Origin of the sequence: Mesorhizobium sp. M0106, assembly GCF_040322715.1 — a bacterium.
In the GTDB taxonomy this organism is placed as follows: domain Bacteria; phylum Pseudomonadota; class Alphaproteobacteria; order Rhizobiales; family Rhizobiaceae; genus Mesorhizobium.
Genome location: NZ_JAMYUA010000005.1, coordinates 39575 through 59465, shown reverse-complemented (window position 1 = coordinate 59465; position 19891 = coordinate 39575). Strand labels below are relative to the sequence as shown.

The following is a 19891-nucleotide window of genomic DNA, read 5'->3' as shown; positions in this document are numbered from 1 at the left end:
CTGCTCAGACCAAGCCGAGCAGATGCAGCGCCACCCATATCCAGCCAAGTGCGAGAACTACCGCGCCCAGGTAGAATGCCCTGCTGCGCAGGATTAGCCGATTGCTGGTCAAGTGGACCGATGCGTGAAAATAGCGGGAGACGACAAAGATCCACATCAGTGCCAAGGTCAGGTAATTGACGCCATTGGTCACGTGCAGCGTCAAGCATAAGACGTAGAAAAGCACCGGCAGTTCGAACTGGTTGCTCAGATTGTCGGCGACGGTGACGGTGGAACCAGGCTCCGTCGAGCGCGTCTTGAACTGACCGGTCTTGGCTTCGCCCGATCTGACCGCACCATAGCGGCGCCGGCCCATTATGATATGGACGATATAGACCAGCAGCACCTGCGCCAGCATCGGCCAGAAGATCGCGGTCTGGTTCAAGACGCCCCTTTCGTTGTCACCCAGCCTTCAAGGCCGTCTCTGAGCCATCAGAGTGAAAGCCGCAGTGACGGTCACTGGTATCGCCAGTAGGGCGAATTTGGTGACGATCAGCGCCGAGGCGAAGGATAGCGAATCCGGATTGGCCGACAGAAAATCGGACAAAAGACGAGCCACGGCGATATTCTGGGCATAGTCGGTAAGCAGGTAGGGCAGCACCAGCACAACCGCGAATATCGACTGGGTTTGCGCAGGCAGTGCACGGAAATTCTTCAGCCGCCGGCCCGTGGCCAGGATCAGGCTGATCATCGTCAGCGATAGCAGCGCCGGAAAAAGCAGGTCGAAGGTCAGGTAATGCCAGACGAGAATAATTTCGCTGCCGCGCCGGCCGAGGGCTGTTAGCCAGGCCATGCCCTCATCCGGGGTGAAACCGGTATAGCGCATGTCGAGCGACGGCAGACCGGCGCTCAATCGACGAAAATAGAGGAACTCCATCGCCGTCATGATGATGAAAACCGCCACGGTGGCGACACAGAGTGCAGCCGCGTGGCGGGACAGCCGCAGGATCATTGCCGCCAGATTGCGCCAAAGCGCATGGCGATCAGGCTCCGCCAGGATAATTCGGGCTTTCGCGGGTAATCGTGACGTCATGGGCGTGGCTTTCACGAAGTCCGGCATTGGATATCCGCACAAAAGTGGCGCGCTCGCGGAAATCGGCAAGGTCGCGGCCACCGACATAACCCATAGCGGCTTTCAGGCCGCCCGCAAGCTGGTGCAGCACGCCGGACACAGGTCCTTTGTACGGAACCTGCCCTTCAATGCCTTCCGGGACCAGTTTCAGCGTGTCGCGCACCTCGGCCTGGAAGTAACGATCGGCGGAGCCGCGTGCCATCGCGCCGACCGAGCCCATGCCGCGATAGGCTTTGAAGGAGCGGCCCTGGTGCAGATAGACCTCGCCCGGGCTCTCGTCCGTGCCGGCCAGCAGCGAGCCGATCATCGCAGCACTTGCGCCGGCGGCCAGTGCCTTGGCGAGATCGCCCGAATATTTGATGCCGCCATCGGCAATGACCGAAACGCCGGATTTCTGCGCCGTCTCGACCGCCGACATGATCGCCGAGAGCTGCGGCACGCCGACGCCGGCGACGATGCGGGTGGTGCAGATGGAGCCTGGTCCGATGCCGACCTTGACCGCGTCGGCGCCGGCATCGATCAGCGCCAAGGTGCCTTCCGCGGTGGCGACGTTGCCGGCCAGGATGCGTACCGAGTTGGACAGCTTCTTGGCCCGCCTCACCGCATCCAGAACGCGCTGCGAATGACCGTGCGCGGTGTCGATCACCAGAAGGTCGACACCGGCATCGATGAGGCGCTCGGCCCGTTCGAAACCGTCATCGCCGACGCTGGTGGCGGCGGCGGCGCGCAAGCGCCCCTGCGCATCCTTGGTGGCGTGCGGGTTGAGCTGCGACTTCTCGATGTCCTTGACCGTGATCAGCCCGACGCAATTGCCGTCCCGATCGACCACAACAAGCTTCTCGATGCGGTGCTGATGGAGCAGCCGCTTGGCCTCGTCCTGATCGACGTTCTCCTTGACCGTGATCAGGTTCTCGCGGGTCATCAGCTCATAGACCTTTTGCGCCGGATCGGACGCGAAGCGGACGTCGCGGTTGGTCAGGATGCCGACGAGCCGGCCGACCGTGTGGCCGCCGGTGCCGCCGTTCTCGACCACCGGAATGCCCGAAATGCTGTAGGTGCGCATCAGACCCAGCGCATCGGCAAGCGTCGCCTCGGGACCGATGGTGACCGGGTTGACCACCATGCCGGATTCGAATTTCTTCACCTGCCGCACCTGCTCGGCCTGTTCGGCCGGCGAGAAATTGCGGTGGATGACGCCAATGCCGCCGGCCTGGGCCATGGCGATGGCGAGCCGCGCCTCGGTAACCGTGTCCATGGCGGCCGACAGGATCGGCACGTTGAGGTCGATGTCGCCGGCGATGCGGGTGCGGATGTCGGTCTCGCCGGGCATGACCTCGGAATGACCCGGCTGCAGCAGCACGTCGTCAAAGGTCAGCGCCAATGCGCCGGTGGACGTCTCGATGATTTTTGCCATGGCCAGCCCTCGGAATGCAGGAAAGGCGCTCGCCCTGGATGGACAGCGCCGACTCGTCTTCTTCCCTTTCAGGATTGGCGCTGGCTCGTAACACGTCCCGTGGCCGTTGAAAAGCCGATGGTTGTGTAGTGGCGAAGCTGCATTTTGCCCCAGGGGCTGCGAGACTTGCGGTCGCACAAACGTGACAGCAAATTAATGCGACATCCGGGCCAAGCCATGATAACCGCCCTACCTGTCGGTTTGGCCCCAAGGCCGGCAAGCAATCGCGACGCACATTTCAAGGCCGGATCCATCGTGAACCGCACCATTCCGCTTATCCTGGCGGTCGCTCTATTCATGGAAAACATGGATTCGACCGTCATTGCGACATCGTTGCCGGCGATCGCCATCGACATCCACACCAGCCCGATCGCGCTCAAGCTGGCGCTGACCGCCTATCTGGTATCGCTGGCGATCTTCATTCCGATAAGCGGCTGGATGGCCGACCGCTTCGGCGCCAAGAATGTCTTCCGTGCCGCGATCGCCGTGTTCATCGTCGGTTCGGTCGCGTGCGCCATTTCCAATTCGCTGCCGGCTTTCGTGGTGTCACGTTTCCTGCAAGGCATTGGCGGCGCCATGATGACGCCGGTCGGACGCCTGGTGCTGGTACGCGCGACGCCGAAAAGCGAACTCGTCGCCGCCATGTCGTGGCTGACTGTCCCGGCTCTGGTCGGCCCCCTGGTCGGCCCGCCGGTTGGCGGCTTCATCACGACCTATTTTTCCTGGCACTGGATTTTTCTGATCAATGTGCCGATCGGGCTGATCGGCATCTGGCTGGCCACGCGTTTCCTGCCGAGGACCGACGCCGCGCAGACGCCGCCGCTCGATTTCACCGGTTTCGTGCTGAGTGGGCTGGCGGCATCGGGCATCGTGTTCGGCCTGTCGGTGGTCAGCCTGCCGGCTCTGCCGCCAGTTGCCGGCTTTATCACCGTTGCCGTCGGGCTGGCATCGGCGGTGCTTTACCTGCTGCACGCGCGCCGCGCCAAGAACCCGCTGCTGGCGCTCGAGCTGTTTCGCAATCGGGTGTTCCGCTCGTCGGTGCTCGGCGGCGGACTGTTCCGCATCGGCATTGGTGCCGTACCTTTCCTGTTGCCGCTGATGTTCCAGATCGGTTTCGGGCTGACGCCGTTCCAGTCCGGCATGATCACCTTCGTCTCGGCAATCGGCGCCATAGGCATGAAATTCGTCACCGCGCTGATCTTCAGGGTCGCCGGCTTCCGCCGGGTACTGATTTCAGGCTCGCTCATCGCTGCCGCGTCCATCGCCATCAACGGCCTGTTCACACCCGACACGCCCTATGGGCTGATCCTCGCCATGCTGCTCGCCGGGGGCTTCATCCGGTCGATGTTCTTCACCGGCATCAACGCGCTTGCCTACGCCGAGATTTCGGCCGCCGACACCAGCAAGGCGACGCCGATCACGGCGGTGTTCCAGCAGTTGGCGATCGCACTCGGTGTGGCGCTGGCCGGCGGCATCCTGGAAGTGTCGACCAATATCCATGGCGGCCCGCTGACGCTGAGCGACTTCCACACCGCCTTCTTCATCGTAGCGGCGGTATCGGCGGCAGCCTCGCTGTCGTTCATGCGGCTGGCGCCGGACGCCGGCAATGCCGTGTCGGGACATGGCAGGTTGACGCCGCCGAAGACGCTGGAGCCGGTGAGCCCGCCGGGGAGTTGAGGAGTGGCGCCCTCCAGCGCCGGCGGGACAGCACCCCCCTCTGGCCTGCCGGCCATCTCCCCCTCAAGGAGGGAGATTGGCAGCTTCGGCACTGCACTCACTCTTCACGGTCGAAGGTTTGCGAAGGCCGCGATGACATCCGATCTCCCCCCTTGAGGGGGAGATGTCCGGCAGGACGGAGGGGGGTGCGAAGGATCGCTACAGAGCGAATTTACGCTGTGCCGTTTCCGCCCTTAAAATCCTTCGCCAATAAATAAAGCTCCACCGATTCGTCGCGCGAGGCTGGCGGCTTGACGTGATGGACCGAGCGGAAATTCCGTTTCAGCCTGGCCAGCAATTCGTTTTCGGCGCCGCCCTGAAAAGTCTTGGCGAGGAAATGTCCGCCCGGCTTCAGCACCGACAGCGCGAAATCGGCCGCCACCTCGCACAAATGCATGGTGCGGATGTGGTCGGTCCGCTTGTGGCCGGTGGTGGGTGCGGCCATGTCGGAGAGCACGATGTCGGGCTGGCCGCCCAGCGTCTCGGCCAGCTTTTCGGGTGCCTGCGGATCGAGGAAATCCATCAGCAGCACCGGCGCGCCCGGCACGGCGTCCATCTCGAGATAGTCGATGCCGACGACGTTAGGGTGTTCCGCGGTCGACTTGGTACGCGCGGCGGCGACCTGGCACCAGCCGCCGGGCGCCGCACCAAGGTCGATCACCTTCATGCCTGGCTTGAGCAGATGGTGCTTGTCGTCGATCTCGATCAGCTTGTAGGCGGCGCGCGAACGATAGCCGTCGGCCTTCGAGCGCTGGACATAGGGATCGTTGATGTGGCGCTGCAACCAGCGGCGCGACGATTCCTTCAAGCCGCTTTTCTTCTTGATCTTCGTCTTCAGCACGCGAATGCCGGCGGAGCTCGGTCTTTCCGGTTTCTTGGTCATTGCCGGCCTCGCCGCCAGACGCCGTCATCGGCCATCAATTCGCTCAATATGCCCTCGCGCAGGCCGCGGTCGGCGACACGCAGCCGCTCCGACGGCCAGACGGCGCGGATCGCCTCCAATATGGCGCAGCCGGCCAGAACCAGGTCGGCGCGGTCGGCGCCGATGCAAGGGTTGGCGACGCGTTGCTGGAAATCCCAGCCGACCAGTTTTTCGACCATGCGGTCGACGCTGTCGCGATCCATCCACAGCCCGTCGACGCGGCGGCGGTCATAGCGTTCGAGATCGAGATGGACGCCGGCCAGCGTCGTCACCGTGCCCGAGGTGCCGAGCAAATGGAATTTCGGGCTGGACAGGAGGTGGCTCAGCCGGTCGCGCCCGTCGAAGGCGCGCAGCCGCACTGCGACATCGTCGACCATGGCGCCAAAGATCTCGCGCGTCACCGTGCGGCCGCCAAAACGCTCGGCCAGCGAAACGACGCCGACCGGCAGCGAGGTCCACGAGACGATGTGGTTGGCGAGCCTTGGCGAGCGGTGGCCGGTGAGGTCGATCAGCGCGATTTCGGACGAGCCGCCGCCGATGTCGAACAGCACGACGCCTTGCGTGTCGCGCTCGACCAGCGAGCCGCAGCCCGACACCGCCAGCCGCGCCTCGGTCTGGCGGTCGATGATCTCGAGCCGCAGGCCGGCCTCGCGCTCGACGCGCTCGAGGAACTCGACGCCGTTGGCGGCGGTCCGGCAGGCCTCGGTGGCGATCAGCCTTGCCTTCCTGACCTTGCGGTTGCGCAATTTGTCACCGCAGATCTTCAGCGCCTCGACCGCGCGGTCCATTGCGGCGTCGCCGAGCCGGCCATTGGCGGTAAGGCCCTCGCCCAGCCTGACGATGCGCGAGAAGGCATCGATAACGCGGAACTGGCCATGGCGCGTCGGCACCGCGACCAGCAGGCGGCAATTGTTGGTGCCGAGATCGAGCGCGGCAAACACCGGCAATTCCTGCAGCGGCGGCGATGTGCGGGCACCTTGCTCCGGCCTTGGCGAGGCTGGAGGCAATTGCGCGAGCGAAGACGGGGAAGCGATCGAAGCCGCTGGCTGGGGTAGGCGCGCGGCCGGGGCCTCGTTGGCGACGGGCACCGAAGTGCCTGATATCACCGGACGAGCCTCGTCGCGTGCGAAAACCTTGCGCCCGCGCCGGCGCTTGCGCCGTTTCTTGGGTTTGCCGTTCTGATGCGGGCCGTTCTGACCCTTGTAATCGTGGGACGTGTCGCCAGCCTGTCCATTGCCGGACCAGGGTTGCACCTGACGGCCGTAGCGTCCGGTGGATGGGCTTGCCTGGCCGGACGGCGTCGGCGAACCCCTGGACACGCCCACTTCCGGCGCGCCAGCGCCGGCGTCGTGGTCTTCCACTGTCGTTCCTTCCGGCGCCGCGCGAACCGAGATCGGACGCAGCAGGCGCTTTTACATGTTCAAGTTGTCGCCAGACTATCAGCGCCGGGCCGGATCACCAAGAGCGCTCGCGGCGAATTTTGCCGGAGGCGTGAAGGCGGCGACGTCGGTGACCCCTTGTCCCCTTGAGAGAAGGGAAGGCGCGAGCGCCACAACGCGCCTTCCCGGTTGAATAGCCGGCTTCAATGAGGCATTTCTGAAATGGAGGGTAAATCATTCGGCAACGCGGGCGGTTTGCCTGCTGCGAAAACGGGTACGGGCTGCAACGCATGATCGTCATGCCATGAACTGGAGGCGCTATTTCTGGCCCGTCATCGGCATCGCCGCGGTGGTGTTCTCGCTGTGGCTGCTGCTGCACGAATTGCGCGGCATCTCGCTTGACGATGTCTGGGCCGGCATAATCGCCATCCCTGCGCGCGGCTGGGTGCTGGCGGCGCTGAGCTCGGTCGTCGCCTATGCCTCGCTCGCCGGCTACGACCACATCGCGCTGCTGCACATCGGCAAGAAAGTATCGTGGCTGTTCGTCACCTTCTGCTCGTTCACCACCTACGCGCTGTCGCACAACATCGGCGGCTCGGTGTTTTCCGGTGCGGTGATCCGCTACCGCGCCTACGGCACCAAGGGCCTGACCGGGCAGGATGTCGGCATTCTGGTGGCGATCTGCTGGATCACCTTCGTGCTGTCGACGCTGTTCGTCTCAAGCATCGTCCTGCTGCTCGAGCCCGAGGTGATCGATCGTTTTTCCGGCATACCGCATCACCGGCTGTCGCAAGCAGCAGGGCTCGCCATGCTGCTCGTGGTGGCGACCTACATATTCGGCAGTTGGCTGCATCTGAGACCACTCAGGATCGGCAGCTTTCAGCTGCATTATCCGGCGTTGCCGATCGTGGCGCGGCAATTGCTGGTCGGCCCGATCGAGCTGCTGGCGGCGGCGGCGATCATCTTCTTCGCCCTGCCCGCCGCGGGCAATCCCGGCTATTTCGTCGTGCTCGGCGTGTTCCTGGTGTCGTTCTCGATCGCGCAGATTTCACATGCGCCGGGCGGGCTCGGCGTCTTCGAGGTGGTGTTCCTTGCGGGCTTGTCGCATATGGACCAGGTCGGCGTGCTGGCGGCGCTGCTGGTGTTCCGGCTGTTCTACCTGATCATCCCGCTGCTGATCGCGCTCGGCGTGGTGCTGTTCTTCGAGCACTCGCAATATAGCCGCAGCGAGAGTTGAAGCGCCGGAAGCCGACGATTGAACCCAGACACAGGGTTGACTATTTTCCGGCGGCGGCTACAAGGCACGCGCGGCGACATCGCCGCCCTGCCCGCGCGGTTTTCAACAACCGCGCCTGCTGGGGAATAGGTTAACGGTAGACCCACGGACTCTGACTCCGTTAGTCCTGGTTCGAATCCAGGTTCCCCAGCCACACTAACTCCTTCTAATTACTACGCTTTTCGCGCCATCCGATGAAACCGCCGTGTTGCAATGGCTTGCAACTAAAAGCCAATAAAAACAACAAGGGGCCGCACTGGCACGCAACGTCCCTGCAACTGATCCTGCAACAAAGCGCTGGTTCTCCGCCGTTAACGATGCCGCAACACTGCGCTTGCGAGCGTTAGTTAACTGTGCGTAAATGGGCGATAGACAGGGGTCCCGCCCGGGGACCAAAAATCATACTGACGCGAACACAACCCGCGCCGCCTGTCTCAATCCCACTTATATGGAATCATGCCAGTCGGCGCTCTTTCGGAGAGCCGACAATGGCAGGAACCCACATCAAGCAGGACGAAGACCACGACATCGTTTGGGGCACCCCAGCGATTGGCAAAATCATCAATCGTGATGCCCGTGCCGTCGAGTACCTGTTCACTCGATACCCCAGAGAATTCCCTGTGAAGAAGGTCGTCGGCGGCTACGTCGCCAGCCGCAAAGCACTCCTCGCGTGGCTCCTCGAAAAAGAGAACGCGTGAGCAGATGGCACAGCAGTCAGCCACCATCGACATTGATGGCACCCGGTCATCGGCGCGCAGATATATGGGTGTCGGATGGGTGCCGATTGCCTACCAGCATCAGACTAAGGCGCCGCTCGAAAAGAACTGGGAAAAGAAGACGCTTGATAAGGTCGATGTCGATAAGGCCTTCACCGGCAACAATTCCAATGTCGGCGTGCTGCTCGGAGCGCCGTCCGGCAACCTCGTGGACGTTGATCTAGACAGCGCTGAGGCGATTGAGCTTGCGCCAATCTTCCTGCCGCAAACTGACAAGCGCTTCGGCCGTCCTGCTACGCCCGACGCACACTGGCTCTACAGGGCGGACGTGCCCGCAACTGTGCCGTTCAACTACACCGGCAAAAAGGACGGGATGCTGGTCGAGCTTCGATCGACAGGTGGGCAGACAATGTTTCCGCCGTCCGTCCACCCCTGCGGCGAACGCCTCAGCTGGGCAGAGGATGGCGAGCTGCCGGAAGTTGACGGTGCCGAGCTGCTACAGCGCGTCCAGCGCCTCGCCCTTGCCTCCCTGATTATGCGGCACTGGCAGGATGGGCTGCGCAATGTGCTTGGCCTTCGCGTGCCTGGCGCTTTGCTAACGCACGGTTGGACGGAGGCGGAAGTTGAAAAGCTGATCCGCATCGTAGCTACCAAGTGCGGTGACGATCCGGCGGCAATTGAGAAATCTATCAGCCGTCTTCGATACACCGTGGAACGCCTCAAAAGCGGACGCAAATGTACAGGCATCCCGAAGCTGGCTGAATCGCTCAACATCAGCCCTGACACGCTGCGCTCGTGGGTAGACATGCGCCCCGAGGAAGAGCGGGGCATACTTTCATCTAGCGAGCCGATTCACGTCGCTCGTGCCTTCAGCAAAACGCTCAACGATACATGGCACTGGCGGAGCGACTTCTACCAGTGGGACGGCAGTTGGTGGACAAAAGTCGATCAGGAGGAATTGAAGGGGCGTCTGTATCCGTGGCTTGAGCAGCAGAAGGTGAAGACGCAGAAGGGCATCACGCCGCTCGCCGCAACCCGTAACCTCGTGGCTGATGTGCTGTCCGCACTTGCTGGCGTCATGCAGCTATCAAACTTGGCCGAGACGCCCTTTTGGATCAACCCTACCGGCAAAGAACCCAAGCCTAGTGACTTGATCCCGTTCCGGAATGGCGTGTTCAATCTCAACACGTGGCAGTTGATGAAGCCCGACCAGCGCCTGTTCACTCTGCATGGCGTGGACTGCGACTACGACCCCGACGCCAAGTCACCAACATGGCAGCGCTTCATGGTGGACATATTCCCCGAGGACGCGGGGTCGGCACCCTGCATTGAGGAGATATGCGGCTATTGCATCACGAGCGACAGGTCACTCCAGAAAGCGTTCGCTCTAATTGGCGACAAGCGCAGCGGCAAAAGCACTATCGGACGCCTCCTACGAGTGGCGGTCGGTCCGGGCAGGTTCATCAATCCCAAGCTGCACGACTTCAGCGAGACGTTTGGCGCGGAAAATCTCATCGGGAAGACGGTTGCTGTGATCGCTGATCAACGCGGCACAGGAAAGGGCAGTCACACGGTGGAGAACATACTCTCCATCACAGGCCAAGACCCTCAATCAATCCGACGCATGTACAAGGGGCACTGGAACGGATTGCTTCCGACATGCATCGTCCTCATCTCGAACGGCCCGCCAAAGCTAACTGACCCGACTGGCGTCGTTATCACGCGCTTCATTGTCATCAGCTTCACCGAGAGCTTCTTTGGGCGCGAGAACCTAACGCTCACCGACGAGCTAATCGCTGAGATGCCGGGCATCATCAACATATGGCTAGATGGGTACAAACGCCTCAAGCAGCGTGGACGCTTCCTGCAGCCCGAGTCAGGCTTGGAGTACCTCGACCAGATGGATGAGAATGCGGGCACTGTGAAGCGTTTCGTGTCCGACATGTGCGCAGTTGATCGAGAATACGAAATATCGAAAAGCATGCTGTATGATCGCTTCAACGAGTGGGCGAAGGACCATGGACACCACTCGATGGCTGATTCAACCTTTGCTTCCGACCTGCTCGGATTGCACATCGGCGTCAAGCCAAGGCGACATCGCAACCCCGAGGGAAAGTTTGTTCCCTACTTCGCGGGCATCACGCTGACAGACATGGTTCCAACGGGCGGCAAGGTGACGCCCAACCAAGCGGCTATGCTCTACAAGGACGCGGGATACATGCCCTCAGCCGATATGATTGATCCTGAAATCCCGTTTTAGCTGTGCCGGGGGTGCAGGGGTAAAGCGCAACCTCTTTTTATATAGGCGGCGCAAATTTTTTTGCGTTTTAACTTTCCCTACGCATAGAGAAGAGAAATCCCCCTACACCCCCGGCACAGCAGGGCGGCGTCACCCCTGTTGTTCGGAGACAAAGAACATCCGATGAACCGGCACTTTTTCTTGCTGATGCCGTTCGGGCTAAAGTTCCAGCTGCACTAGAATACTACTCATCCTCAAGTGTTGTGCCAGTCGCCGCTAAGTGTTTCTAACTATTCCCGAAAATAACAGCAAAAAGTTCCAGTTGCACTTCAGTTGCAGTGCGCCCTAGGCATTTGCACTACTTCAATCCACAGGCAAACTACACGGCAGATGCATAGTGGGCACACCCTATCCAGTCCCTAAGAAGACAAAAGGCAAAAGCGGCGTCGCAAACGGCAGCGCCCTGTTGCCTGGGGTCGATGGCCGGACGGCATGGTCCAAGCGCCTGTATGACGTCATCGCGCAGCACGTGGCTGATCTGGGCGGCCCCGACGCTATCGCCCAGAGCCAGTACATTATCATCAAGAGTGCCGCGCACATTGCCCTCGCACTGGAACAGATGGAAGTGCAGTTCGCCAACGAGGGCACGGTCAACACTGATGACCTCATGAAGTACCAGACATCGGCCAACTCGCTTCGCCGCCTACTGGAGTCGCTGGGCCTGAAGCGAGCAGCCAAGCCGCCCAAGACCATCGAAGACCACTTGGCGTCCAAGCGGCAGGGCGCAGCATGAAGCCTCTCATCTCCATGCGCGAAGCCCTTGCCGACCCGGACCTGTTCGGGACCATCCTCGAAGGCGACAGCTGGCAGGCATGGCGGATGCTCCTGATCGCCTTGATGGGCGAACCGCTCACGGACGAAGAACGATCGCTCTTCACGCAACTGACGAAGCGCCACCACGAACCGCTGTCCCCTGTCGAGGAGTTCTGGGGCATCGTCGGACGCCGTGGCGGCAAGACGAGGGCGATGAGCGTCCTGAGCACCTACCTAGCCGGACTCTGTGACTGGAGCGACAAGCTGGTTCCCGGTGAAACCGGCAAGCTCCTGTACATGGCCTATAACGCCAAACAGGCCGGCATCGCTTTCGGCTATGCGCGGTCGACCTTCACCGACCTACCCCTGTTCCGGGAGATGGTGGAGAACGTCAGCGCCGATGTCATCAAGCTCAAGACCGGCATTGAACTGGAAGTGCGCGCCGCGTCATGGCGCGGGCTGCGCGGCGTCACCAGTATCGGCGCAATTTTCGACGAACTGGCGTTTTTCCAGTCCGAGGAAAATAGCGCGAACACCGATACGGAGATCTTGAATGCGGTGCGCCCTTCGCTCGCGACGACATCTGGACCGCTGATTGCGATTAGCTCGCCGCACGCAAAGTCGGGTGAAGTGTTTCAAGCCGTCGAGCGCGACTTCGGTCCAAACGGTGATCCCCTTATCCTGGTCGCGAGGGGCGCGAGCCGCACCTTCAATCCATCATTGGCGCAGCGTGTCGTTGATCGCGCGCTGGAAAAGGATGAAGCCAAAGCGCGCGCCGAATATTTGGGCGAATTCAGGAATGATCTTGAGGCCTTTGTGAGCCTTGAAACAGTGCAGGCCTGCGTAGTTGCGGCACTGGCGGTCATCCTGCCAAATAACCACCGGCGGCCCTACACGGGCTTCTGTGACCCTAGCGGCGGGTCAAGTGACAGCTTCACATTGGGTATCGGTCATGACGGCTTAGACGATCAGCAACTGGGCAAGGATCTGATTGTTTTGGATCGGCTTGAGGAAGCGAAGCCGCCGTTTAAGCCTGAAGAAGTTGTCGCCAAGTTTTCGGCTATCCTGAAATCCTACGGCTGCGACAGCGTCTATGGCGATGCTTACGGTGGTGAATGGGTGACCGCTGCCTTTGAGCGGCATGGCATCCGATACCTGCGGTCGCCAATGACCAAGACCGAACTATTCCTCAACTTCCTGCCGATGTTGAACAGCCACAGCATTCAATTGCTGGACCACGGGAAGATGGTCGCGCAGCTCGTCGGTCTTCAGCGCCGCGTGACCAGCGCGGGGCGCGAAACAATCGATCACAAAGCCGAAGCGCATGACGACGTGGCGAACGCCGTCGCTGGGTGCCTGGCAGTGATCGCACAGGCTCGGCGTCAGACGAAGACCTTCACCATAGCCATTCCGATGTGAGAACAGAACATGCGCAGCGGCGACATCATAACATCAAGGCGTAAGCACAAATGGATCATCGGCTATGCGGTCGAGGAAGGCGCATACGAACGCGCTCTCGGCAAGGGCCGTCACTTTTTCCTGATTCGCGCTATTGACTGGAATGGCACGCCCAACTTGCTGTTCACACTGCGTCCCCAATCCGACATCCGGAAGGGTTGGCAGCGCAACGACTTTGAAGTGGGTTACACGTCAGCTGGGTACCTGAAAGGTTCGGTGTCGCTTGTGAAACAGGACACGCTCCATTTCGCGGTGCCCGCTACGGCAGAAGTTCACCCCTTCATGGAGACGCATGACGGCAAGATGCTGGTCAAAGCGTCGGGCTTCAACGACCTGTTCGTCGCGGTGCAATATGATAGCGACAGCGGCGGCTCAGACCACCTCATTTTGTGGCGTTGGCAATTCGCGTTGTTGGTGCAGCGTGACCGCGCCGGCTTGCCGCCCATCGATTTTTCGCAAGCGCAGGGCCGCATAGCGCGCGCGGAGGAAATCTGATGACCGTAGCGGTCGGCGACATCGTTGCCCTGTCCGTAGCAGGATCAGGACAGCTTCGCTGGGTCGTGAGCGGGTTTCTCAGCAACCCGAGCGGGAGACGTGAGGCAAAGTTGGTCCGCAAAAACATGTACGGAACATACAGCAGCTACCAGCGGAACACGGAAGGGCTAATCCCGATAGAAACACCTGTTTTCAATTCGGGCGACAAAGTGTGGGTCGATGGAAATCGCGGCGAGTACATGAGTCGTGATGGCGACATTGCGAGGGTCATGTTGGCACCCCGCAGACGGCAGTTTACCGGCGTCGGATTCATCGAGATCAGGCCGGCCGTTGCGACGGTCAGCTACCACTTGCTCGTAGTCGAAAATAGAAAAGTGTGAAGGAGAAAATCCATGGCAGTCAATGCACCTGTGTCAGTCGATGAAAGGCTGATCGAACAGTTTCACGCTGTCGATCCTGTCAGCCGCGAAAAGGTCGAGGACGACGATCTGGATGACCTCGCCAACTCGATCAAAGCGGCTCGCGAGGCGGCGCAACGCATCGTGAAGTTCGCTGACGTGACAATGCGCGACAGAACGCAGGTGCCTGAAGTCGGACTTCTGCAAGTTCGAAACCACGCGCTGTCGTCGTCCGCCGCCGTGGCAACGAAACTCGATGCCGCCCGGGCGAGAATCGCTGGCGGACTGGAACAGTTCGAGAAGGACACAGCGGCTCCGGCGTTGTCTCCGGTCACTGCATCCGTTGAAGCTGAGTTCCGCGCCGCATTCAAGACGATGACGGAGGCCCAGCGCAAGGCGGCTATCAACGACGCGTTCAAGACGCAGAACAAGACAGTGCTGGGTGCCGTTCTGCGCTGGCCGCCCTATCTCTCGGGCCTGACACCCGGCTACATGGGAATTGTGCGGCATCGTTACCGGAGCCAGTTCTTCGCTGCCCAGTATGAGCGGTCACGTCGCCTAAAAAAGGCGCTGGCACTGGCTGAGGCGCAGGGCGATGCATTCGTTGGCTTCGTCGAACGCGTCGCGAACTCGCCAGCCATTACGCTTGCTGAAGCCGCGATGAAGGCGCGTGAGGAACTGCAAGCCCTCTACCGGGAAGCGGCATAAGGGAGAACGACCATGGCAAAGCCGTACGTGGACGAACATGGCCAGTTCAGCATGCCAGTGTTGGTCAACTCGATGGACGACGTGCCCGACGACTTCAAGGAAGCTTATCGCGTCCATCCCAAGTACCCAGACCGCTTCATCCTGAACGACGAAGGGCGCGAGCTGAAGGCATGGTATGAGGGGGAAATGGATCGCCTTTCAACCGAGATCGAACGCCTTTCCGCCGGGCATGCGAAAGCCAAGCGGGATAGGGAGACCGTAGAGCGCTCGCTCGCCTCTGAAATTGCCAAAGCAGGTATCAAGCCGGGGCTACAGGAAGGTGTGGCAGCACTGCTCCAGCAGCGGAACAAGTTTGTGGTGCAGGCGTCAGACGACGGCAGCGGCGCGGTCGTGATAGCTACGTCAGCCTACGGTGGGTTCCCGGTGGAGAGGGTCGTCGCTAGCTTTCTGGAATCCGATGATGGGGTGGGCTACCGGCAGAAGCGCAGCGCGCCAACGGCGGGCAAGTTCACCCAGAGGATCAACAAGCTGCGAGGCTGATATCAGCAACGGGGGCGCGGAGCTGTCGCCCAGCGCCCCATCGTTACCCGAGTCAGTTGGCTTCGGCGATGATCAGCACGTATGGTTCGAAGGCGTTTGCCTCCTGAAAGACAACCTGGGCCTCAGCCACGGAATGCGACCGCCATTTACTTCCCATGCGGACTTCTATGTCGCCGCCTGTCGCATCGCGAATGGCGGTCAGCGCGTCGATTAGTTGCTGAATCGTCATTCCTTCCCCTCCGATGGGGCAGCGCTGACGCTCGCTCCCTTGCCAAAGGCGAGCGTCTTGGCCTTTGCGCGCTTTGGGGCAGTAACGCTGTAGCGCATCGCACCGTCCTTCATGACACCGGCAATTTCAACGCCGCTGCGCTTCACGTCGCCGATCAATGAGTAGGCGGCCTGCCGGCTGATCGACAGCTGCTCCGCGATCTCTGCGACGCTAACAGCACCGGCATTCAGCATTTCCTGCACGCGGGCCTTTTTGGTCTGCGGCTTATCGGCTGCTACGTCTTTGCTCTTGGGCATGTGATGTCTCCTGTCTGAAAGTCCTTGATGGACGAAAAACAGACTAGGACAACATTCCTAGTTGGTAGAGCGACTGGCAGTTGTCTATGGAAAACGTGTCAAGCCCTTGGCTGTACACAAGTTAGCTGTGAAACGCGGGTATCAATGTCGTTTTGGTGGGGACTCTTGCAGATAACTGGCAATGAGCGCCAAAAGGAAGAGTATGTAGAGGGTCATCTTCAACAAGGATTCGCCCCAGATGACGCCCGTTCAAATTTCCTACGTGATGCTCGCACTCTCGTATTTAGCAGCAGCCTATGCGCTTTACTCCTCGCACTAGGGCCCCGCACAGCAGCAAGCTTCGCGCCGCCCACACACTTGGGGCGAAGCGCATGCTTGTCGCGCTACAGGCGAGGGCTTTGGCCGATCAAGCCCCTAAATCTCACATTAAGCACTAGCGGCTAGAAGGGTGGCAAACGGAGAGCCTAGTGCCATGGCCAAAATGACGGACAATCAGCGCGCAGAAAAGATAATCAAGAAGTTCGAAGCGGCCGTCGCTGAGCTTCGGACGTTGCACAGCCTATGGCCCGAAGAAAGGGTGATCTTGAGGAAGGCTGTCCTTGAAATTGAGGATCAACTGAAAAGCATCCCCAGCTTGTGGGATGAGCCAACCAACCACTAGTAAAGCGCAGCGTCCATGGCAGCGAGTTCAGCGGCTGCATTGCCCTTGGGGAACAGGTGGCCATAAACGTCCATTGTCATCACGATAGACGAATGCCCTAGTCGCTCCTGAACAACCTTTTGGTCAAGACCAAGCCCACCGTCGTCCTTCGAATTGATGCAGTGCGACGCATAGTAGTGGCGCAGCGCGTGCAGGCCCGTGTACTTTGGCGCCACGATGGGATTGCCATCGCCATCAAGCTCGCCGGTGCTCACAGTCACCCCAGCGCTGATTTGAGCAGGGTGGAGCCAGTCCTTGATGATGTTGGAGTGATTCATGATGCCGCCTGTCTTCTTGCCCGTTATGCTGGGAAAGACGAAGACGCGCGACGTGCAGGCGAGCTTCCACTCGCGCAGCTCAGCAATGAGGTTCGGGGTGAGTGGCAGCGTTCGAATACCACTGGCAGACTTGGGTGAGCCAAGCTTTCCGTAGGCATCGGCGCGCTGACTGACATCAACCGTGCCCTTCGCAAGGTCAATGGCGTCCCATGTCAGCCCGCGCAACTCGCTGGCACGCATGCCAGTCATAGCAGCGACGCGGAGGAACACACGTGCTCTCCCCTCTTTAGCTGCGGCTATGATGAGCCTCACTTCTGCAGTGGTCGGGATATCGACGCCCACCTTGAGACGCTTTTTATGTCGGCCATCCTTTGGCTTGCTGTCGCGGCCCATTTCCTTCACGGCATTGAAGACGACATTTCTATGCTTCTGGGCATTCGACAGCAGCGCCCCGAGGCTTACCCTGACAGCGCGCACCATCGGCTCGGAAAGGCCCTGCTCGCGAAGCTTGTCCAGAAACTCATAGACGAACGGCACGCCTATCTTGCTCAGCTTCGTCTTACCAATGTTGGGATAGATGTGGTTCTCCAAGTGCCCCTTGTACTGGTCGCGGGTCGAGCGCTCCAGCTTGTCGCACGCCTTCAGCCAGGACACACCCGCCTCTCTCACCGTGATCGAGCTGGGGTCTGCGACGTGAATGTTGCCCTTTAATTCCACCCCGATTTTGGCTTCGGCCTCCTTCGCTTCACGCTTCGTCCGATACAGCATTTGGTGACGCTTGCCATCGCCGTCGAAGTAGTCGTGGCACCACTTGTCTGTTCCCTTACGCTGCCGCACTGACATTGCACTGTTCTCCTGTGTGTTGCAGAAGCACACTAACGGATTTCATTGCAACATAACAACGGTGAAATGCTGATAAGATGATCGGCGTCTGGATTCCTCAATCATTACCTACTATTGACGACAAGCTCCCCACTTTCGGGAATTGCAACCGATCTGCAACAAAACTGGCATAAAATATAGAAAAAACAACGGAGTTGCGAGGACTCTGACTCCGTTAGTCCTGGTTCGAATCCAGGTTCCCCAGCCAACAAGGCAAATCAGAGACTTATGGCGATCGGGATTTTTCGTTTCCTGCAATTTCGTGCCGCGACACGCCACACTGTTAGCCGCTATCCCAATTTGAACGACGGCAGGCGGCTGGTCCGCATCCGCTGCGGCTACTGCAAGAGCTCTACAATTATTTCCCCGATGATCTGATCCAGATTTTTGGCGATGTGGACATCGACTCGCTGGCTTACCGAATGAAAATGCGAAGACGGCAAGGATCACGGCAGGCTGGAAGTGGAGCCATTTTCCGCGACCAAGCGCGAGGCTGTCGGCCTTCGTATCCGCCGGCTGGGAATCAATCGTATTCCGGTATGGAGTGACGGATCGTAGGCAGGCTCTTGTGGCAAGACGGGGCCGCCCCGCTCGTATTCAAGCTCCTTCTGGCATCTTGTAAGGCTTGATGTATCCTCGACGTTCTAAATCGGCCCGGTCCTCGATTTTGGCCCCGTAAAGCTGTTGTCGAAGGTCCGATGCCTGATCCGGCCATAGTTGTTCTGCAATTTGCATCTTGTGGAGCACCGAATAATCTCGGTATGGAGAAGGAAACCTGGTTAGCAATAGAAACATTGCGCCAAAAATACCGCAAATAAAGACATAGACAACGATTATCTTACTGTAAACTCCAAGAGATGACGCAATCCATATTTCCTTCATCAGAAGCATACTTATTGCGTACACGCATGCTATTATTACAATCAACAACATCAAATAAAAATATACGAAATATTTGGAAGCAGCCGAATGAAAACCTGTAAAAACCAGATGTGGTATATTCGATGGAAAGTATTTCCCGATGGCAGTCTCTGGAATCAAAGCTGACTGCATAACATTGAGTATACCCCGAGGAAAAATCCGCTTGAGAAGGTGGGCTATAGCCCCGTCGACGATTGCTATGTTGGCCTGGAGGGTGGCCGCGTATATTCCGAGCGTGCTTGATATAGCGAGAAGAGATTCCGCAACACCTGGAGAGCTTTTAATAGAAATTCCATAGACGCTAACATCGGTTCCTAGGTGAAAGTAGTTCGCAACCAAAAAGGTAAAAAGTGATATATTTAAAATGGTGAATTTCCCACTTGACGACTTAAGATGATCCCTTCTGGCAACAAGCAAATCCAGCAACGATCGATCCAGCTTGCCGACATCATCATCGTCTACAAGTTCGAGGTCGTGGTCAATGATCTGGGCAGGACTCAGCCAGCGTCGCGGGAACATCGCATTGTAGCGCTTGCGTTCCCGAAGCCAAAAACCGAGGCGAGCAAAAGGAAAGCTGCACCAGAACCGAATTCGGTTCCAGGTTCGCGTCAGGACGGCTCGCCCTTTCGCTGCGCTGCTCGATAGGTTCACGGTGTCCCCCCGGGCCTTCTGGTCAGGATGCAGCGCCGGCGTCACCCCCGCAAGGGCGGCCTCGCGATTCCCACGGTTTATATCAATTCCTGCTTCGGCAGTGAATTACGGTGACAGTGCACTTTTTGCCATGCCGCCGCCTCAGCAGCATGGTGCACCTTGCCCGCGTTCCCGGTCTGCCAGAATATATGTTCCGCAAGAACTGCTCACCGAGTATTGCCGCGTCGCCGATGTTGCGGTTTTTCGATGCACCCGTGGGCCGAGAGCATCGCCGGACAAATCGGCAAAGCCGCGAAACCCGGAAACGAGCCAGGCGGCGAAAAGAAAATAGTGCACCGGAATTACGGTGACGGTGCACTTTTTACCATGTTCGCCCCGCCGCATGGTGCACCTTGCCCGCGTTCCCGGTCTGCCGCAGCACCGTACAGGCGAGCCAAAGTGTTTTCACGTCCGAAGACTATGCGTTCCACAAGGACCGCTCATCGAATATTGCCGCATCGCCGATGTTGCGGTTATCGATGCTGGGGGATGCGGCAGACCGGGAACGCGGGCAAGGTGCACCATGCGGCGGGAGCGACATGGGTAAAAAGTGCACTGTCACCGTAATTCCGCATGACAACCACCGCAAAATGCGGGTCTGGATGATGACCTCTGGCAGCCAAACCCCGTCCGCGTTAGAATGGGACAGGGGACATTCACCAACCCAGCAA

General features: G+C 59.6%; 20 protein-coding genes and 1 tRNA gene. 12 read left to right on the top strand and 9 right to left on the bottom strand.

The window, feature by feature from the left end:
* Positions 1 to 4: 4 nt before the first annotated feature.
* The 3 genes from NKJ55_RS07085 to guaB are packed head-to-tail and all read right to left on the bottom strand — an operon-like array spanning position 5 to position 2525.
* Positions 5 to 424, bottom strand: coding sequence for an MAPEG family protein (locus tag NKJ55_RS07085; protein ID WP_352449276.1), 420 nt, complete (start codon positions 422 to 424; stop codon positions 5 to 7).
* A gap of 27 nt (positions 425 to 451) precedes the next feature.
* The gene (locus NKJ55_RS07080) at positions 452 to 991 is read right to left on the bottom strand and encodes a hypothetical protein (protein ID WP_352449431.1); all 540 of its coding nucleotides are present in this window, start codon (positions 989 to 991) and stop codon (positions 452 to 454) included.
* Positions 992 to 1022: 31 nt separating this feature from the next.
* On the bottom strand, positions 1023 to 2525 hold the full coding sequence (gene guaB, locus NKJ55_RS07075; RefSeq protein ID WP_352449275.1) for an IMP dehydrogenase: 1503 nt from the start codon (positions 2523 to 2525) through the stop codon (positions 1023 to 1025).
* Positions 2526 to 2819: 294 nt separating this feature from the next.
* Between guaB and NKJ55_RS07070 the strand changes: the two genes are divergently transcribed.
* Positions 2820 to 4241: an MFS transporter gene (locus tag NKJ55_RS07070; RefSeq protein WP_352449274.1), complete on the top strand. Its 1422-nt coding sequence runs from the start codon at positions 2820 to 2822 to the stop codon at positions 4239 to 4241.
* 211 nt (positions 4242 to 4452) lie between these two features.
* On the opposite strand, the gene NKJ55_RS07065 is transcribed toward NKJ55_RS07070, so the two are convergent.
* Together NKJ55_RS07065 and NKJ55_RS07060 are read right to left on the bottom strand one after the other, a co-directional pair.
* Positions 4453 to 5163 carry an RlmE family RNA methyltransferase gene (locus NKJ55_RS07065; protein WP_254817516.1) on the bottom strand — a complete coding sequence of 237 codons (711 nt, stop codon included), beginning with the start codon at positions 5161 to 5163 and terminating at the stop codon, positions 4453 to 4455.
* The gene (locus NKJ55_RS07060; protein ID WP_352449273.1) at positions 5160 to 6563 is read right to left on the bottom strand and encodes a Ppx/GppA phosphatase family protein; all 1404 of its coding nucleotides are present in this window, start codon (positions 6561 to 6563) and stop codon (positions 5160 to 5162) included. The genes NKJ55_RS07065 and NKJ55_RS07060 overlap by 4 nt, the downstream gene beginning before the upstream one ends.
* A gap of 322 nt (positions 6564 to 6885) precedes the next feature.
* On the opposite strand from NKJ55_RS07060, the gene NKJ55_RS07055 reads away from it, so the two are divergent.
* The 10 genes from NKJ55_RS07055 to NKJ55_RS07010 all read left to right on the top strand — a co-directional run bounded on the left by NKJ55_RS07055 (position 6886) and on the right by NKJ55_RS07010 (position 15224).
* Positions 6886 to 7818, top strand: coding sequence for a lysylphosphatidylglycerol synthase domain-containing protein (locus tag NKJ55_RS07055; protein ID WP_352449272.1), 933 nt, complete (start codon positions 6886 to 6888; stop codon positions 7816 to 7818).
* Positions 7819 to 7937: 119 nt separating this feature from the next.
* Positions 7938 to 8011: transfer RNA gene (locus tag NKJ55_RS07050), tRNA-Gln, on the top strand.
* A 334-nt stretch (positions 8012 to 8345) separates the two neighbouring features.
* On the top strand, positions 8346 to 8555 hold the full coding sequence (locus NKJ55_RS07045; RefSeq protein ID WP_352449271.1) for a hypothetical protein: 210 nt from the start codon (positions 8346 to 8348) through the stop codon (positions 8553 to 8555).
* Between the two features lie 4 nt (positions 8556 to 8559).
* Complete coding sequence (locus NKJ55_RS07040; RefSeq protein ID WP_352449270.1) at positions 8560 to 10833, top strand: phage/plasmid primase, P4 family; 2274 nt, start codon at positions 8560 to 8562, stop codon at positions 10831 to 10833.
* Positions 10834 to 11209: 376 nt separating this feature from the next.
* A complete protein-coding gene (locus tag NKJ55_RS07035; protein ID WP_352449269.1) occupies positions 11210 to 11605 on the top strand; it encodes a hypothetical protein in 396 nt (131 codons plus the stop codon).
* Positions 11602 to 13044: a terminase large subunit domain-containing protein gene (locus tag NKJ55_RS07030; protein WP_352449268.1), complete on the top strand. Its 1443-nt coding sequence runs from the start codon at positions 11602 to 11604 to the stop codon at positions 13042 to 13044. The genes NKJ55_RS07035 and NKJ55_RS07030 overlap by 4 nt, the downstream gene beginning before the upstream one ends.
* A gap of 9 nt (positions 13045 to 13053) precedes the next feature.
* On the top strand, positions 13054 to 13578 hold the full coding sequence (locus NKJ55_RS07025) for a hypothetical protein (RefSeq protein WP_352449267.1): 525 nt from the start codon (positions 13054 to 13056) through the stop codon (positions 13576 to 13578).
* Positions 13578 to 13958: a hypothetical protein gene (locus tag NKJ55_RS07020; protein WP_352449266.1), complete on the top strand. Its 381-nt coding sequence runs from the start codon at positions 13578 to 13580 to the stop codon at positions 13956 to 13958. The genes NKJ55_RS07025 and NKJ55_RS07020 overlap by 1 nt, the downstream gene beginning before the upstream one ends.
* A 12-nt stretch (positions 13959 to 13970) precedes the next feature.
* A complete protein-coding gene (locus NKJ55_RS07015) occupies positions 13971 to 14684 on the top strand; it encodes a hypothetical protein (protein ID WP_352449265.1) in 714 nt (237 codons plus the stop codon).
* A gap of 12 nt (positions 14685 to 14696) precedes the next feature.
* Positions 14697 to 15224 (top strand): hypothetical protein, encoded by a 528-nt coding sequence (locus tag NKJ55_RS07010; protein WP_352449264.1) that lies wholly within the window; start codon positions 14697 to 14699, stop codon positions 15222 to 15224.
* Between the two features lie 52 nt (positions 15225 to 15276).
* Here NKJ55_RS07010 and NKJ55_RS07005 read toward each other — a convergent pair whose 3' ends face one another.
* On the bottom strand, positions 15277 to 15453 hold the full coding sequence (locus NKJ55_RS07005) for a hypothetical protein (RefSeq protein ID WP_352449263.1): 177 nt from the start codon (positions 15451 to 15453) through the stop codon (positions 15277 to 15279).
* Complete coding sequence (locus tag NKJ55_RS07000; RefSeq protein WP_352449262.1) at positions 15450 to 15749, bottom strand: HTH domain-containing protein; 300 nt, start codon at positions 15747 to 15749, stop codon at positions 15450 to 15452. The genes NKJ55_RS07005 and NKJ55_RS07000 overlap by 4 nt, the downstream gene beginning before the upstream one ends.
* 472 nt (positions 15750 to 16221) lie before the next feature.
* Between NKJ55_RS07000 and NKJ55_RS06995 the strand changes: the two genes are divergently transcribed.
* Positions 16222 to 16410 (top strand): hypothetical protein, encoded by a 189-nt coding sequence (locus tag NKJ55_RS06995; RefSeq protein ID WP_352449261.1) that lies wholly within the window; start codon positions 16222 to 16224, stop codon positions 16408 to 16410.
* Here the strand turns inward: NKJ55_RS06995 and NKJ55_RS06990 are convergent.
* Both NKJ55_RS06990 and NKJ55_RS06985 read right to left on the bottom strand, forming a co-directional pair.
* Positions 16407 to 17570, bottom strand: a complete 1164-nt coding sequence (locus tag NKJ55_RS06990) for a site-specific integrase (protein ID WP_352449260.1) — start codon at positions 17568 to 17570, stop codon at positions 16407 to 16409. The genes NKJ55_RS06995 and NKJ55_RS06990 overlap by 4 nt on opposite strands.
* A 636-nt stretch (positions 17571 to 18206) precedes the next feature.
* Positions 18207 to 19181: a hypothetical protein gene (locus tag NKJ55_RS06985; protein WP_352449259.1), complete on the bottom strand. Its 975-nt coding sequence runs from the start codon at positions 19179 to 19181 to the stop codon at positions 18207 to 18209.
* Positions 19182 to 19891: the final 710 nt, after the last annotated feature.